Origin of the sequence: Marinobacter sp., assembly GCF_040882185.1 — a bacterium.
Classification (GTDB): domain Bacteria; phylum Pseudomonadota; class Gammaproteobacteria; order Pseudomonadales; family Oleiphilaceae; genus Marinobacter.
This window is the reverse complement of the sequence record NZ_JBBEBW010000032.1, coordinates 79,623-92,647: the sequence shown is the minus strand read 5'-3', so window position 1 is coordinate 92,647 and position 13,025 is coordinate 79,623. Positions and strand designations below refer to the sequence as shown.

Annotated in this window: 14 protein-coding genes; 7 read left to right on the top strand and 7 right to left on the bottom strand. The window is 55.7% G+C overall.

The annotated features are described in order from the left end of the window. The first annotated feature begins 167 nt into the window (after positions 1-167). The 5 genes from WEB64_RS15500 (at position 168) to hisF (ending at position 3,622) form a co-directional block, all read left to right on the top strand. Positions 168-629: an SRPBCC family protein gene (locus tag WEB64_RS15500; protein WP_368060640.1), complete on the top strand. Its 462-nt coding sequence runs from the start codon at positions 168-170 to the stop codon at positions 627-629. 118 nt (positions 630-747) lie between these two features. Then, complete coding sequence (gene hisB, locus WEB64_RS15495) at positions 748-1,341, top strand: imidazoleglycerol-phosphate dehydratase HisB (RefSeq protein ID WP_368060642.1); 594 nt, start codon at positions 748-750, stop codon at positions 1,339-1,341. Positions 1,342-1,362: 21 nt separating this feature from the next. Continuing rightward, positions 1,363-2,001 carry an imidazole glycerol phosphate synthase subunit HisH gene (gene hisH / locus WEB64_RS15490; RefSeq protein ID WP_368060644.1) on the top strand — a complete coding sequence of 213 codons (639 nt, stop codon included), beginning with the start codon at positions 1,363-1,365 and terminating at the stop codon, positions 1,999-2,001. A gap of 60 nt (positions 2,002-2,061) precedes the next feature. Then, a complete protein-coding gene (gene hisA / locus WEB64_RS15485) occupies positions 2,062-2,847 on the top strand; it encodes a 1-(5-phosphoribosyl)-5-[(5-phosphoribosylamino)methylideneamino]imidazole-4-carboxamide isomerase (RefSeq protein WP_368060646.1) in 786 nt (261 codons plus the stop codon). Position 2,848: 1 nt separating this feature from the next. Further along, positions 2,849-3,622 (top strand): imidazole glycerol phosphate synthase subunit HisF, encoded by a 774-nt coding sequence (gene hisF, locus WEB64_RS15480; RefSeq protein WP_368060648.1) that lies wholly within the window; start codon positions 2,849-2,851, stop codon positions 3,620-3,622. A 1-nt stretch (position 3,623) separates the two neighbouring features. Here hisF and WEB64_RS15475 read toward each other — a convergent pair whose 3' ends face one another. The 4 genes from WEB64_RS15475 to gpmM all read right to left on the bottom strand — a co-directional run bounded on the left by WEB64_RS15475 (position 3,624) and on the right by gpmM (position 8,762). Then, a complete protein-coding gene (locus WEB64_RS15475; protein ID WP_368060650.1) occupies positions 3,624-4,466 on the bottom strand; it encodes a divergent polysaccharide deacetylase family protein in 843 nt (280 codons plus the stop codon). A gap of 4 nt (positions 4,467-4,470) precedes the next feature. Continuing rightward, a complete protein-coding gene (locus WEB64_RS15470) occupies positions 4,471-5,742 on the bottom strand; it encodes a S41 family peptidase (RefSeq protein ID WP_368060828.1) in 1,272 nt (423 codons plus the stop codon). A gap of 228 nt (positions 5,743-5,970) precedes the next feature. After that, positions 5,971-7,170: a murein hydrolase activator EnvC gene (locus WEB64_RS15465; RefSeq protein ID WP_368065677.1), complete on the bottom strand. Its 1,200-nt coding sequence runs from the start codon at positions 7,168-7,170 to the stop codon at positions 5,971-5,973. A gap of 44 nt (positions 7,171-7,214) precedes the next feature. Beyond that, complete coding sequence (gene gpmM, locus WEB64_RS15460) at positions 7,215-8,762, bottom strand: 2,3-bisphosphoglycerate-independent phosphoglycerate mutase (RefSeq protein ID WP_368060654.1); 1,548 nt, start codon at positions 8,760-8,762, stop codon at positions 7,215-7,217. A gap of 170 nt (positions 8,763-8,932) precedes the next feature. Here gpmM and WEB64_RS15455 point away from each other — a divergent pair, with 170 nt between their 5' ends. Both WEB64_RS15455 and secB read left to right on the top strand, forming a co-directional pair. Then, positions 8,933-9,349, top strand: coding sequence for a rhodanese-like domain-containing protein (locus WEB64_RS15455; protein WP_368060656.1), 417 nt, complete (start codon positions 8,933-8,935; stop codon positions 9,347-9,349). A 144-nt stretch (positions 9,350-9,493) separates the two neighbouring features. Further along, positions 9,494-9,997, top strand: coding sequence for a protein-export chaperone SecB (gene secB / locus WEB64_RS15450; RefSeq protein WP_368060658.1), 504 nt, complete (start codon positions 9,494-9,496; stop codon positions 9,995-9,997). A gap of 76 nt (positions 9,998-10,073) precedes the next feature. On the opposite strand, the gene trmL is transcribed toward secB, so the two are convergent. From trmL to WEB64_RS15435, 3 genes are all read right to left on the bottom strand, one after another. Next, positions 10,074-10,538, bottom strand: a complete 465-nt coding sequence (gene trmL, locus WEB64_RS15445; protein ID WP_368060660.1) for a tRNA (uridine(34)/cytosine(34)/5-carboxymethylaminomethyluridine(34)-2'-O)-methyltransferase TrmL — start codon at positions 10,536-10,538, stop codon at positions 10,074-10,076. A 6-nt stretch (positions 10,539-10,544) separates the two neighbouring features. Then, positions 10,545-11,723: an acetyl-CoA C-acetyltransferase gene (locus tag WEB64_RS15440; RefSeq protein WP_368060662.1), complete on the bottom strand. Its 1,179-nt coding sequence runs from the start codon at positions 11,721-11,723 to the stop codon at positions 10,545-10,547. Between the two features lie 157 nt (positions 11,724-11,880). Beyond that, the gene (locus tag WEB64_RS15435) at positions 11,881-12,972 is read right to left on the bottom strand and encodes a multifunctional CCA tRNA nucleotidyl transferase/2'3'-cyclic phosphodiesterase/2'nucleotidase/phosphatase (protein WP_368060664.1); all 1,092 of its coding nucleotides are present in this window, start codon (positions 12,970-12,972) and stop codon (positions 11,881-11,883) included. Positions 12,973-13,025: the final 53 nt, after the last annotated feature.

The window sequence follows — 13,025 nt, the reverse complement described above, 5'->3', positions numbered from 1 at the left end:
TAACGTAGACAAGGCAAATTTAAAGGCCATGCCATATGACAATACGGTAGTGTTAGGGGAGAATACGCTATTCAACGTCAAAGGGTGCAGGCCCATTCGGCTGGTCGTGCCAGTCGGGTAACCAGAGTGTCCGTCAGGGCAGACCAATAATAAGATAGGAGTCCTTCGTGGCTATTACCGTATCCATTGAACTGAATCGCGATATCGAGATCCCCGGCTCTTTTGAAGACGTATTTGCATTACTGGCTGATGTGCCGAGGTCAGCCAGCCACTTCCCGAAGGTCAACCAGTTGATTGACCTGGGTGATGGCGTTTATCGCTGGGAAATGGAAAAGGTCGGTGTCGACAAGCATTCCCTCCAGTCGGTATACGCCTGTAAATATGTGGCCGACAAAGACGCGGGGAAAATTAACTGGACCCCGGTAAAAGGTGAGGGCAACGGGGTGGTGAAAGGCTCCTGGACCCTCACCGGCAAAGACACAGGGACGACGCGAGCCAAGTTCCAGACTTTAGCGGAGCTGACTCTGCCGTTGCCAGGCCTGCTGAAACTGGCCATCAGCCCGGTGATCAAGCACGAGTTCAACAGTCTTGTGGATACCTACATGGCGAATCTTAAAAAAGCGTTTTGACAATCCGGTCGGTAGAGCTCCGATACGCCGGGATTGAAGCAGGACGCCTGCAAACAGAACAGGTATAATCTCTGTCCATCAGTTACCGGCTTTAGCCGCTCAATGACCTGGAGACCCCATGGCCGAACGTAAGGCTCGGGTAGAACGTAATACCCTGGAAACCCAAATCACTGTTGAAATCAATCTGGACGGCACGGGCCAGTCCCGATTCGAGACCGGTGTACATTTTCTTGATCACATGATGGACCAGATCGCCCGTCATGGCCTGGTGGATCTGGATATCGTTGCCAAGGGTGATCTGCACATCGATGATCACCACACCGTGGAAGACATTGGCATTACCCTGGGTCAGGCCTTCAAGCAGGCGGTTGGCGACAAGAAAGGCATTCGCCGTTATGGGCACGCCTATGTGCCGTTGGATGAAGCGTTGTCACGGGTTGTTATTGATTTATCAGGCCGGCCTGGCCTGACCATGGATGTACCATATACTCGTGGGTCCGTGGGTGGCTTTGACGTCGACCTGTTTGGCGAGTTCTTCCATGGCTTTGTGAATCACTCCATGGTGACGCTGCATATCGACAACCTGAAGGGCAAGAACACTCACCATCAGATTGAGACGGTGTTCAAGGCGTTCGGGCGCGCTCTTCGCATGGCGATCGAGCCGGATGAGCGCATGGCTGGAGTTATTGCTTCTACCAAAGGCTCGCTTTAACCGTTTCGGAGTTTTCCTGACATGAAAACCCTCGCCATTATTGATTACGGAATGGGTAACCTCCATTCCGTCAGCAAAGCCGTGGAGCTCGTGGCGCCAGATACCCGTGTATTGGTAACGTCCGACCCTGACCATATCCGGGAGGCAGACCGGGTCATCCTGCCTGGCGTCGGTGCGATCCGCGATTGCATGGCGGAAATTCTGCGGCTGGGCGTCGATGACCTCGTGCGTGAAGTCTCAGCAGACCGCCCCTTGCTGGGGATCTGCGTCGGCATGCAGGCTATAATGTCCCGGAGTGAAGAAAACGGCTGGGTAGATTGCATTAACCTGTTTCCCTCGGAAGTGCGGTTTTTCGGTCATGACCTGAAAGAGGGTGAAACTCGCCTCAAGGTGCCGCACATGGGCTGGAATGAGGTCTATCAAACCACTGATCATCCGGTCTGGCATAACATTCCCGATGGGGATCGATTCTATTTTGTGCATAGCTATTACGCCGAGGCGGAAGGGAATCCGGACATGACCGGGCGTACTCATTATGGCGTTGACCTCGCCGCCGCTGTTGCTCGCGACAACATTTTTGCGGTGCAGTTCCACCCTGAGAAAAGCCATCGGGCGGGCCTGCAGTTGCTGAAGAATTTTGTTCGGTGGACGGGCGCCTAGTCGATTGGGCCTGTCACTCGCGCTGAAACCAGACTGACACACTGATAACGGATATACCCCATGCTTATTATTCCCGCCATTGATCTGAAAGACGGCAAATGCGTTCGCTTGCGCCAGGGCCGGATGGAAGACTCGACCGTCTTCTCTGATGACCCCGTCGACGTCGCCACTCGCTGGGTTGATGCCGGTGCACGCCGCCTGCACCTGGTTGATTTGAATGGCGCATTCGCAGGCGAGCCCGTAAACGGCGAGATCGTCCAGGCGATTGCGCGCAAATATCCGGACCTGCCAATCCAGATCGGTGGAGGCATTCGTTCTGCTGAAACCATTGAGGCCTACCTGCAGGCAGGTGTCCAGTGGGTCATTATTGGCACCAAAGCCGTGAAAGAGCCTGAATTCGTCACTGAAATGTGTCGCCGTTTTCCGGGCCATATCATTGTCGGGCTGGACGCCAAGGACGGCCTGGTTGCGACCGACGGCTGGGCAGAAGTTTCGGAGGTCAAAGCGACGGATCTGGCGAAGCGATTTGCCAATGACGGTGTGGCTGCCATCGTTTACACCGATATCAGCCGTGACGGCATGATGCAGGGGGTTAATGTCGAAGCTACCGCTGCGCTGGCGGAAGCGTGCAGTATTCCGGTAATCGCCTCCGGTGGGGTTACCAATATGGATGACCTTATGCAGTTGGCCGATGTGGCCGACCGGGGCATTCTAGGGGCCATAACCGGCCGGGCAATCTATGAGGGTACGCTTGACGTTGCCGAGGCCCAGGCCTGGTGCGACAGCCTGGGTGATAGCGCCCATAATAGTGCCAGGAATAGCACCCAGAACGGCATGGGGAACTGAAATGGCACTGGCCAAGCGTATTATTCCGTGTCTTGACGTCGACAAAGGCCGGGTTGTGAAGGGTGTTAACTTTGTTGATATCCGGGATGCTGGCGATCCGGTGGAAGTCGCGCGCAAATACAACGAGCAGGGTGCCGACGAAATCACCTTTCTGGATATTACCGCCAGCCACGAAAGCCGCGACACCACCTACGAAACCGTCGAGCGCATGGCAAGTGAGGTTTTTATTCCCCTCACGGTCGGGGGTGGTGTTCGCACCGTAGAGGATATCCGTAACTTGCTCAATGCAGGCGCTGACAAAGTTGGCATCAATACCGCGGCCGTGTTTAACCCGGGCTTTGTCCGCGAGGCAGCAGATCGTTTTGGCAGCCAGTGCATTGTGGTTTCCATCGATGCCAAACAGGTCAGCGGCGCAGGCGAGTCTCCGCGTTGGGAGATTTTTACCCACGGTGGCCGCAAGCCGACCGGCCTCGACGCCGTGGCGTGGGCTCTTAAAATGACGGAGATGGGCGCCGGTGAGCTGTTGCTGACCAGCATGGACCGGGACGGCACCCGCTCGGGGTTTGATCTGGGTCTGACCCGTGCGATCAGTGACGCGGTAGCGGTGCCCGTAATTGCATCAGGTGGGGTCGGTGAGCTCCAACACCTGGCGGACGGGGTTACCGTGGGGGGCGCTGATGCCGTGCTGGCAGCGTCGATATTTCACTTTGGTCAGTTTACGATCCCGGAAGCCAAGGCGTTTATGAAAGCGCAAGGCATTGAAATAAGAGATTGAATCAGTCTTTCTTCGCCAGGGCAGGCCGCAGGGCCTGCTTCTCGCCTACGCTAAACATCTCCCGATTGCTATTCCTGATAGCCCAGATCCCGCTTACCGTGGCCACCGCAATACCCTGTTCGTCCAGCTCCGGCAGTTTTTTAATCAGGTAGTCGACGGTGACTTTATGGGGATGGCCGATGCCGATAGCGCTGCCATTGCGTTTTGCGGTTTCTATCAAGAGTTGAAACTGTGCGTCGACATACTCTTCGGTCTGTTCATGGTCCAGAAACACGTCCCGTGTCAGGGTTGGTACCTGGTGTGCTGCAGCGGTCTCACCGGCAATGGTGGTGGCAATCGTGCGGCTATCGACGAAATATAACGGATAGCGAAATAGTTCAGTCATTACCCAGTCCATGTTCGGCTGCAGTTGGGTCAGCAAACTACCCATATGGTTATTGACACCGCGAACATGGGGAATTGACTGAATGGCGCGCCTTAATGTTGTAATTGTCGCGGGTTCATCCATGGAGCCATCGAGCCCGCCTGGGCCAAGGCCGATGTTCCGGGTGTTGGCCATTGGAGCATGCAGCATGATTTCTTTCTGGTGGGCATGAGCTGCCTTGGCAAGTTCAGTGGTGTGCCGCCGAAAGGGTAAAAAAGCCAGGGTAATGGGATACTCCATCTCCACCAGTCTTCGCCCCTGACTCAGGTTGTGACCCATATCATCAATGATGATGGCGATGGTGGGCGGGGTCTGACTGTCAGTGAAGTTGGGCGTAGCCAGGGAAGAGCTGACGGAAGACTGCGCTGACACCAGTGGTGCCAGCAGCATTAAAAGGGTAACTCTTAGTGCGGTTCGCATGGGTTCAGTCGGTCCCGCCTTTCCTCTTATCAAGTATTTGTAAGCCTTTCAGCAGGTTAATCGCAGAGCTGAGCTGGTAATCGCTGGCCGCCGGAGTGGCCGTGTTCTGCTCGGAATCAGCCTGTTTTTTGACAGGCTTGTCCTCGTCCCCGTTCAGCAGGTGACCGCTCAGGTCGGCTTCTGTAAAGAAAGGCTGGTTATCCACTTCAGTCAGACGCGCGGGCTTGACTTCGATGTCCGGCTTGATGCCTTTGGCCTGGATGGAGCGACCGTCAGGGGTATAATAGCGTGCAGTCGTCATTTTGATGGCGTGGGTTTCGTCCAGCGGGATGACGGTCTGCACTGAACCCTTGCCGAAGGACTGCGTGCCCATAACCACTGCACGGTTATGGTCCTGCAATGCACCTGCCAGAATTTCCGAGGCGGATGCGGACCCTCCATTAATCAGCACGACAATCGGGGTACCTTCAGCCATATCGCCGGGCTTTGCGCTGAACCGCAGCCGGGAGCTCTGAATTCTACCCTCGGTGTAAACAATCAGGCCTTCATCTATCAGGGCATCGGCGGCTTCAACCGCGGCTTGCAGAATACCCCCCGGGTTGTTGCGCAAGTCAATGACCAGTCCGTCCAGAGTGCCGTCGTTTTCGGCTTCGAGTTTGTCGATCGCATCCCTGAACTCTTGGCCGGTTTCGGCCTGAAACTGGGTCAGGCGAATGTAGCCATAACCGCTTTCGATCAGTCGCGATTTCACGCTCGTCACCTTGATGACGGCCCGAACCACATCTATTTCTATCGGGCCACTTTCGTTGTCACGCATGATGGTGAGGGTCAGGGTGGAGCCCGGCTTGCCTCGCATCATGTTAACCGATTCTTCAAGGGACATGCCCTTGACTGGCCGGTCACCGAGTTTGATGATCAGATCGCCTGCCTGTACCCCAGCTTTCTGGGCCGGGGTATCATCGATGGGGGATATCACTTTGATGAACCCGTCTTCCATGCCGACTTCGATGCCAAGGCCACCGAATTCGCCGCTGGTGCTTTCTTCCAGTTGTTCAAACGCTTTTGGTTCGAGGTAAGTTGAGTGAGGGTCCAGCCCTCCAAGCATGCCTTTTATCGCGTTCTCGAGCAGGGTGCGGTCGTCGACTTCTTCTACGTAGGCGTCTTTGATGCGGCTGAACACCTCGGTGAATTTCCGAAGATCATCCAGGGGCAACTGTTCTTCCGGGTCGGGCAGTTGTATTTCGAGCTCCCTGCCTTCGGAGATTGCCTCCAGCATTTGCTGGCTCTCCGGGTCCAGTTCCTGAGCGTAGGTGGCACCCGACAGCGCCAGCAGGCTAGCCGCGCTTAGCAGAGCAGCAAAAAAAACGGTTTGGTGCTTACATCTGGCCCGTATCATCTACGCATCCTGTCTACTGGTTGTGCTTTCGAGCGCCAGTATCGGCGCATCACCCCGACAGTATGGCGGTCCGTCAGGCATTTGTCAGCTCTCAAAAACGGTTTTGAATCAGCGCTTCAGCCATGTTTGCGGGTTCTGTGGCTTACCCTTGTAGCGAATCTCAAAATAAACGCTTGCCTCGTCAGTACCGCCGGAGCGGCCTGCAACGGCTATTGCTTCACCTGCATCAACCCAATCCCCGGGGCTTTTTAGCAAACTGCTGCTATGGCCATACAGGCTCATATAACCATCCCCGTGATCGACGATGGTCATCAGTCCAAACCCTCTTAGCCAATTGGCAAACACCACTCGACCATAGTGCACGGCTGCAATATCCGATTCTTTGCCGGTGGTAATCAGTATGCCGTTGTACTTGAGTTTACCCTGCGCCAGACTATCACCAAACCTGTGATTTACCTTGCCGCGGGCGGGCCAGGGCAGTTTCGCCTTCAGTGCTTTAAAAGGCTTGGACTCATTGGGCGATGGAATTCGGGCGATGGCTTCTTCGACTTCCCGCAACAGATCTTCTAGACGGCTGCGATCGGCCTCCAGTGATGCCCGCTCAGATTCCCGGCTGCTGATGTCGGATTTGAGCGCTGTCAAAGTCCGCTCGCGCTGCTGCTTGCGATCCGTGAGCTGGGATTGGCGTTCGGCCAACTGAGCCTGAAGCTGAGTCAGTTCTACCTGAGTTGCCCGTGTGCTCTTTTGGGTGGCGTTGAGCTTCTTCAGGGTGGCGTTGAAGTCTTCAAGGCGCTGGATGGCATCGCTGCTCAGGTATTCATAATAGGTCATGGTGCGAGCGATGGTTTGCGGATCTATTTCGTTCAGCAGTACCTTGACTGCCGGAGCGTCGCCTTCCATCCACGCCGCCCGGATTTGTTTTTTCAGGCTTTCCCGCTGCCGGTCGAGGGTCGATAGCAGTTCGGACGCCTGTATCTGGAGTTCGTCCAGTTTTTCTTTTTGCTGGCGGGCTCTGGTTTCGAGCGATCGACGCTCCCGGGTTAGCTGATTGATGGAGCGTTCGGTTGCAACCAGTTCCTGCTCCAGATCACTGCGATCTTCCTCAGCGTCCTTAAGCCATTCATCAATGTCACTGATCTGTTCTTTGAGAGCTGCGACCTGGGCTGGTGTTACCTCCTGCTCTGCCATTAGCGGTTGGCCTGCGGACAGCAGCCAGCCTGTCAGGATAAGGCCCAGAGCATTTCTCGGGGTTCTGATCACGTGAAAGCGCCGGGGGTATCCGGCGCTTTCACGGACTTCAGCGGGCATAATGCTGGCGTCGCTGGTTGAAGTTGAACCTCACGGCGACTGATTCAGTCAAGATTGGCCAGGCTATGCCCGGTCATTTCTTTGGGCTGTTCAACGCCCATGAGCTGAAGCAGGGTAGGCGCTATATCACTCAGGCTGCCATCATCCGATAACCCGATGCGGCGCGGGCCAACATAAACCAGTGGTACAGGCCCAATGGTATGCGCCGTGTGGACCTGGCCCGAATTCGGGTCGGTCATCTGTTCACAGTTGCCGTGGTCCGCAGTGATCAGAGCTTGGCCGCCGACTTCTTCGAGGGCTTTGGTGACACGTTCTACGCACTGATCAATGCACTCAGCAGCTTTGATGGCGGCGTCCAGTTTGCCGGTATGGCCCACCATGTCGCCATTGGCATAGTTGCAGATTACCAGGTCATACTTGCCGCTGCCGATGGCTTCTACCAGCTTGTCGGTCACTTCCGGCGCGCTCATTTCCGGTTTCAGGTCATAAGTGGCAACGTTGGGCGATGGCACCAGGATGCGATCTTCGCCTTCAAACGGAGTTTCCAGTCCGCCATTAAAAAAGAAAGTGACGTGGGCGTATTTCTCGGTTTCGGCAATGCGTAACTGAGTTTTGCCCTGGTTCGCCATGTATTCGCCGAGGCCGTTGGTGAGGGTCTCTGGCGGATAGGCGCAGGAGGTTTTGATATCGGCCGCATACTGCGTCAGCATCACGAAGTCCGCGAGTTTCGGCTGCTTGCGGCGTTCGAAACCGTCAAAGTCGGGTTGCACAAATGCTCGCGTAATTTCACGAGCGCGGTCAGCGCGGAAGTTCATGAAGATAAGGGTATCGCCGTCCTCTACGTTAGCGTCCGGCTCATTGCTCGCCTGGATTCGGGTTGCGTTCACGAATTCGTCATTTTCACCACGTTCGTAAGCCTGCTCAAGACCTTCTGTGGCACTGCTTGCAGAGAACTCTGCTTCACCCTGAGTTAACAGATTGTAGGCCGCTTCAACGCGGTCCCAGCGATTGTCGCGGTCCATGGCAAAGTAGCGGCCTATGATCGAAGCCACCCGGCCAACGCCGAGCGAGTTCAGCTTTGCGGAGGCTTTTTCGAGGGAAGGTCTGGCGCTGCGGGGCGGCATATCCCGACCATCGAGAAAGGCGTGAATATAAACTTTTTTGGCGCCTCGAGCCGCAGCAAGACCGGCCGCAGCAAGCATATGGTCTTCATGGCAATGGACGCCGCCGGGTGAAAGCAGTCCCATCAGATGCACGGCGCGGTCATTACGTATGGCCCTGTCGATCGCGTCACACAGGACTTTATTGTCGGGAAACGTACCATCTTCAATATCTTTATCAATACGGGTCAGGCTCTGATACACCACCCGACCAGCACCCAGATTCATGTGGCCGACTTCGGAATTACCCATTTGGCCCTGGGGCAGCCCGACAAACATGCCGGAGGTGTTGATCAGGGTTTTGGGTTGGTGCTGCCAGAGCTTGTCCCAGAATGGGGTGCTGGCATTACTGATGGCGTTGTCATCAGCCGGGTCGCGGTGCCCCCAGCCGTCAAGGATAATAAGGGCAGTTGGTGTGCGTGTGTCAGTCATCACTCAATCCGGTTGCTGTGGGTAACCGCTTGCAGCGGATGCAGGGATTACCTGAAGAATGAAAGGGTCGATTCTACCCGCTTTGGTGGTTTCCGGCTAATGCTCTTGCCTTCTGTCACCGCCCCCGGATGTGTATAATCTCGCCAAATTAAAATCAGCAGGGCGCGTTAATGGACAGGTTGTTTGAATTTATCGTTAATCACTACATTCTGGTGTCAGCATTCGTGGCGCTGCTGGCGGCACTGTTCGTTCTCGAAACCCGTCGTGGAGGGCAGAAAGTCAGTGCTCAAGCTGCTGTTAACCTGATTAACCGGGACAAGGCAATTGTGGTCGATGTTCGGGAACGAAAGGAATTCAACGAAGGTCGTATCACAGGCTCCCTGCACATTCCCTTGAGCGCGGTGAAAGAACGCGCAAGCGAACTCAAGAAACACCAGGACAAGCAGATCATCGTTGTTGACAAGATGGGCCAGCATTCTGCTACCGCGGTCAAGGTTCTGAATGCAGAGGGTTATACTAATGTAACGCGCCTTAACGGCGGCATTGCTGACTGGAAAAGCAATAATCTGCCGCTGGTCAAAAAATAGCTCAGGCAGGCTGATCTTGTATTAGGGCGTAATCTGACGCACTGTTTCATATCATCACGCGGGTCGGGCGAGCAAGCGACGGCCCGGTCTTCAATTACAATCGGGTCGTATTGAGGCCCGCGAAAGAAAACGAAAGGATTGAACATGGCTGAGAACCCGCAGGCGGCAGCAGGCAGCGAAGAAACAAATCAACCGCAGTTTGCTTTGCAGCGCATCTATATTAAAGATCTGTCCTTTGAGTCACCGAACTCCCCGCTAGTTTTTCAGGACCAGTGGAAGCCTCAGGTCAACATGGACTTGAACACCAAGCATACCAAGGTCAGCGACAATCAGTATGAAGTCGTGCTTTCGTTGACGGTAACATCGAAGATTGATGAGAAAGTGGCGTTTATTGTAGAAATCCAGCAAGCCGGTGTCTTTATGCTAAAAGGCATTGAAGGCGGACAACTGGGTCAGATGCTGGGCGCCTACTGCCCCACTATCCTGTTCCCCTACGCCAGGGAAGCGATCGATGGCATTGTGAGCAAGGGTAGTTTCCCGGCTCTGATGCTGGCGCCGGTCAACTTCGACGCTATCTACGCCCAGGCCGTCAAACGTAAGCAGGACGAAGCCCAAGGTGAGGCCAGTCAGGAAGAAAAAACGCACTGAGCAGCAGATTTATGCAAACAGAAAAGCGAGCTCGCAAGCTCGCTTTTCTGTGTCCGCTAATAAGATGATCAGTACGCTAGCCTCCGCCATTGAAACCCAGTTGTCGCCAGGCTTCGTAGACCACCAGCGCTGCGGTATTAGATAGATTCAGGCTACGGCTGTCCGGGCGCATGGGCACGCGGATCCGCCGTTCAGTCGGCAAAAGATTACGGATAACCTCTGGCAGGCCCCGGGTTTCCGGGCCGAACATCAGATAGTCGCCAGCCTGATAGTCCACCTCCTGGTACGGCAGACTGCCTTTGGTGGTCAGCCCAAAAAGCCTTCGGGGTTGTTCCGCCTGCAGAAAGGCCTCATAGCCCGGGTGTACCTGAACAGTTGCGTATTCACTGTAATCCAGGCCTGCCCGCCTGAGCTGTTTATCCTCAAGGGTAAATCCTAGAGGTTCAATCAGGTGCAGGCGACAGCCGGTGTTGGCGCAGAGCCGGATAATATTACCGGTATTCGGCGGTATCTCCGGCTCGTAAAGGACAACATTAAACACCGCGAATCAGCGTTCGATCGCCAGTGCCACGCCCATGCCACCCCCGATGCACAGCGTAGCCAGACCTTTATGAGCATCGCGACGGGTCATTTCGTGAATCAGGCTGACCAGGATACGGCAGCCGGAAGCACCGATAGGGTGCCCCAGAGCGATAGCACCGCCGTTCACATTGACTTTAGCGGTGTCCCAGCCCAGATCACGGTTAACGGAAATGGCCTGGGCGGCGAACGCCTCGTTGGCTTCGATCAGATCAAGATCGTCCACTGACCAGCCTGCGCGTTCGAGGCAGCGCTGGGTAGCAGGAATGGGCCCGGTGCCCATGATGGCGGGATCAACGCCTGCGTTGGCATAACCGCGAATAGTGGCCAGCGGCGTCAGTCCGAGTTCTTTGGCTTTTTCTGCGCTACAGACAATGACTGCAGCGGCACCATCATTCAGGGACGAGGCGTTGCCTGCTGTCACCGAGCCGTCTTTTTTAAAGGCTGGCCGCATTTTCGCAAGGCCTTCTGCGTTCACGCCCTCCCTAGGGCCTTCATCCTGGTTGACGGTTATCGGGTCGCCCTTACGCTGGGGCACGCTGACAGGCACGATCTGACCGTCAAAATAACCGGCTTTTTGGGCGGTAACCGCCTTTTGCTGGGAAGCAGCGGCAAACTCGTCCTGTTCTTCCCGGCTGATGCCGTATTTTTCGACAATATTTTCAGCGGTGATGCCCATATGATAGCCATTAAACGCATCCCACAGGCCATCATTGACCATGGTGTCGATCATGGTCCAATTACCCATGCGCTGGCCGTTGCGACTGTTTGGCAGCACATGGGGTGCCTGGCTCATACTCTCCTGGCCACCCGCTATAATCAGCTCGGCGTCGCCACAGCGGATCGCCTGAACGGCCATGTGAACGGCCTTGAGCCCGGAACCGCACACCTTGTTAATCGTCATGGCAGGCACTGAGGCGGACAAACCTGCGTTGATGGCAGATTGCCTTGCAGGGTTCTGACCAACTCCGGCCGTCAGCACCTGCCCCAGCAAGACCTCGTTAACCTGGTCGCTGGCAATACCGGTTTCTTCAAGCAGGGCCTTGATCACAGCGGTACCAAGCTCATCTGCTCGCAAACTGGACAGTCCGCCCCCGAATGCACCAACAGCCGTCCTTTTGGCAGCAACAATCACTACGTCACGCATACAAAGCTCCTCGTATCTGAGATCAGTGGAAAATAGTGTACCACCTGTGGCGACGCCGGTTTACATGTTGAGGCTGCGAACTTCAGCCAGCGACGATCCAGGAGTTAATCAGAGGCTCAGTAGGTTAGCGAATTAACCAGACGGGACACTAGTGCAGTTAAAGCTCTGTAATACGACGCAGGCGCTCCTGCCGGATGGCCTCGCCCAGGGCTTTGCCTTCATAGCCTTGAGCCATCAATTCACGGGCCTGAACCTTTTGGGCGGCGGCCAGCGCTTTATGGAACTCATTCGCCCGGTCCTGCGTCAGAGGTTTGGGCAGACAACGACATACTGTCAATAAACGCTCGAACCGCTCTGGCCTGCGCCAGACATCCGCTTCGTTCAATAAACTGAGTTTCTCCTCTGGCGACGTTGCCAGGCTAAGTCGGGCGCCCAACCGCACGGTTACCTGTGCCAGTTCCTGACACTCGTTTGGCGCCTTCATGGTGGCCGCCCTTGTTGTGACTTCATCGAAAGTCAATACTGACAGCAGGGCTGCAAAGCGTACATCGGTAGAGGCCGGGGCGCGGCAGGTACAGCCAAGGCTGTTCATGCTTTGTTGCAGACGTGCGTGGTCCATCAGTTCGGGAATAAGTCGAGCCAGTGCGCCACAGGCCTGAAGAACTTCAAAAAAAACCGGGGGGGTCTGTTCCTGAAGCGCCCGGGCGATTTCCTGCCAGATCCGCTCCGGAGCCAGGTGCTCTACCTCGCCAGCCTGGACCATTTCGGTCATAAGTTGCCGGGTTTCAGCCGCCACCGTAAAGCCTATAGCGTTGAAGCGAGCAGCGAAGCGTGCGGTCCGGAGGATTCGTAAGGGGTCTTCTGCAAAAGCGTCCGATACATGGCGCAGCGAGCGATTGGCAAGATCGGACTGACCATCGAACGGATCGATGATGCTGCCATCGGAAGCCTGGGCCATTGCGTTGATGGTTAAATCCCGCCGCAACAAGTCGTCTTCCAGCGTCACGTCCGGGGCACTGTAAACACTGAAGCCGTGGTAGCCGCGGCCCTGTTTTCGCTCGGTGCGGGCGAGGGCGTACTCTTCCTGGCTCTGGGGATGAAGAAACACCGGAAAATCCGCACCCACCTGGCGGAACCCCTTGGCAAGCATTTCCTCGGGGGTGGCGCCAACTACCAGCCAGTCCCGGTCTTTTACATCCAGGCCGAGCAGAGCATCACGAACAGCGCCTCCAACGAGGTAGGTTTCCATGTAGAGTCCTGAGGTGAGTCGCTTGAAACCGTGATTATCAGCGCCTTGATGCG

Excerpts from the sequence above, each read along its gene's own strand:
- WEB64_RS15455 (WP_368060656.1), top strand. The coding sequence starts at position 8,933 with ATGGACAGGTTGTTTGAATTTATCGTTAATCACTACATTCTGGTGTCA.
- gpmM (WP_368060654.1), bottom strand. The coding sequence starts at position 8,762 with ATGACTGACACACGCACACCAACTGCCCTTATTATCCTTGACGGCTGG.
- hisA (WP_368060646.1), top strand. The coding sequence starts at position 2,062 with ATGCTTATTATTCCCGCCATTGATCTGAAAGACGGCAAATGCGTTCGC.
- WEB64_RS15440 (WP_368060662.1), bottom strand. The coding sequence starts at position 11,723 with ATGCGTGACGTAGTGATTGTTGCTGCCAAAAGGACGGCTGTTGGTGCA.
- WEB64_RS15475 (WP_368060650.1), bottom strand. The coding sequence starts at position 4,466 with ATGCGAACCGCACTAAGAGTTACCCTTTTAATGCTGCTGGCACCACTG.
- hisH (WP_368060644.1), top strand. The coding sequence starts at position 1,363 with ATGAAAACCCTCGCCATTATTGATTACGGAATGGGTAACCTCCATTCC.
- WEB64_RS15435 (WP_368060664.1), bottom strand. The coding sequence starts at position 12,972 with ATGGAAACCTACCTCGTTGGAGGCGCTGTTCGTGATGCTCTGCTCGGC.
- WEB64_RS15470 (WP_368060828.1), bottom strand. The coding sequence starts at position 5,742 with ATGCTGGAGGCAATCTCCGAAGGCAGGGAGCTCGAAATACAACTGCCC.
- WEB64_RS15465 (WP_368065677.1), bottom strand. The coding sequence starts at position 7,170 with ATGCCCGCTGAAGTCCGTGAAAGCGCCGGATACCCCCGGCGCTTTCAC.
- hisF (WP_368060648.1), top strand. The coding sequence starts at position 2,849 with ATGGCACTGGCCAAGCGTATTATTCCGTGTCTTGACGTCGACAAAGGC.
- hisB (WP_368060642.1), top strand. The coding sequence starts at position 748 with ATGGCCGAACGTAAGGCTCGGGTAGAACGTAATACCCTGGAAACCCAA.
- secB (WP_368060658.1), top strand. The coding sequence starts at position 9,494 with ATGGCTGAGAACCCGCAGGCGGCAGCAGGCAGCGAAGAAACAAATCAA.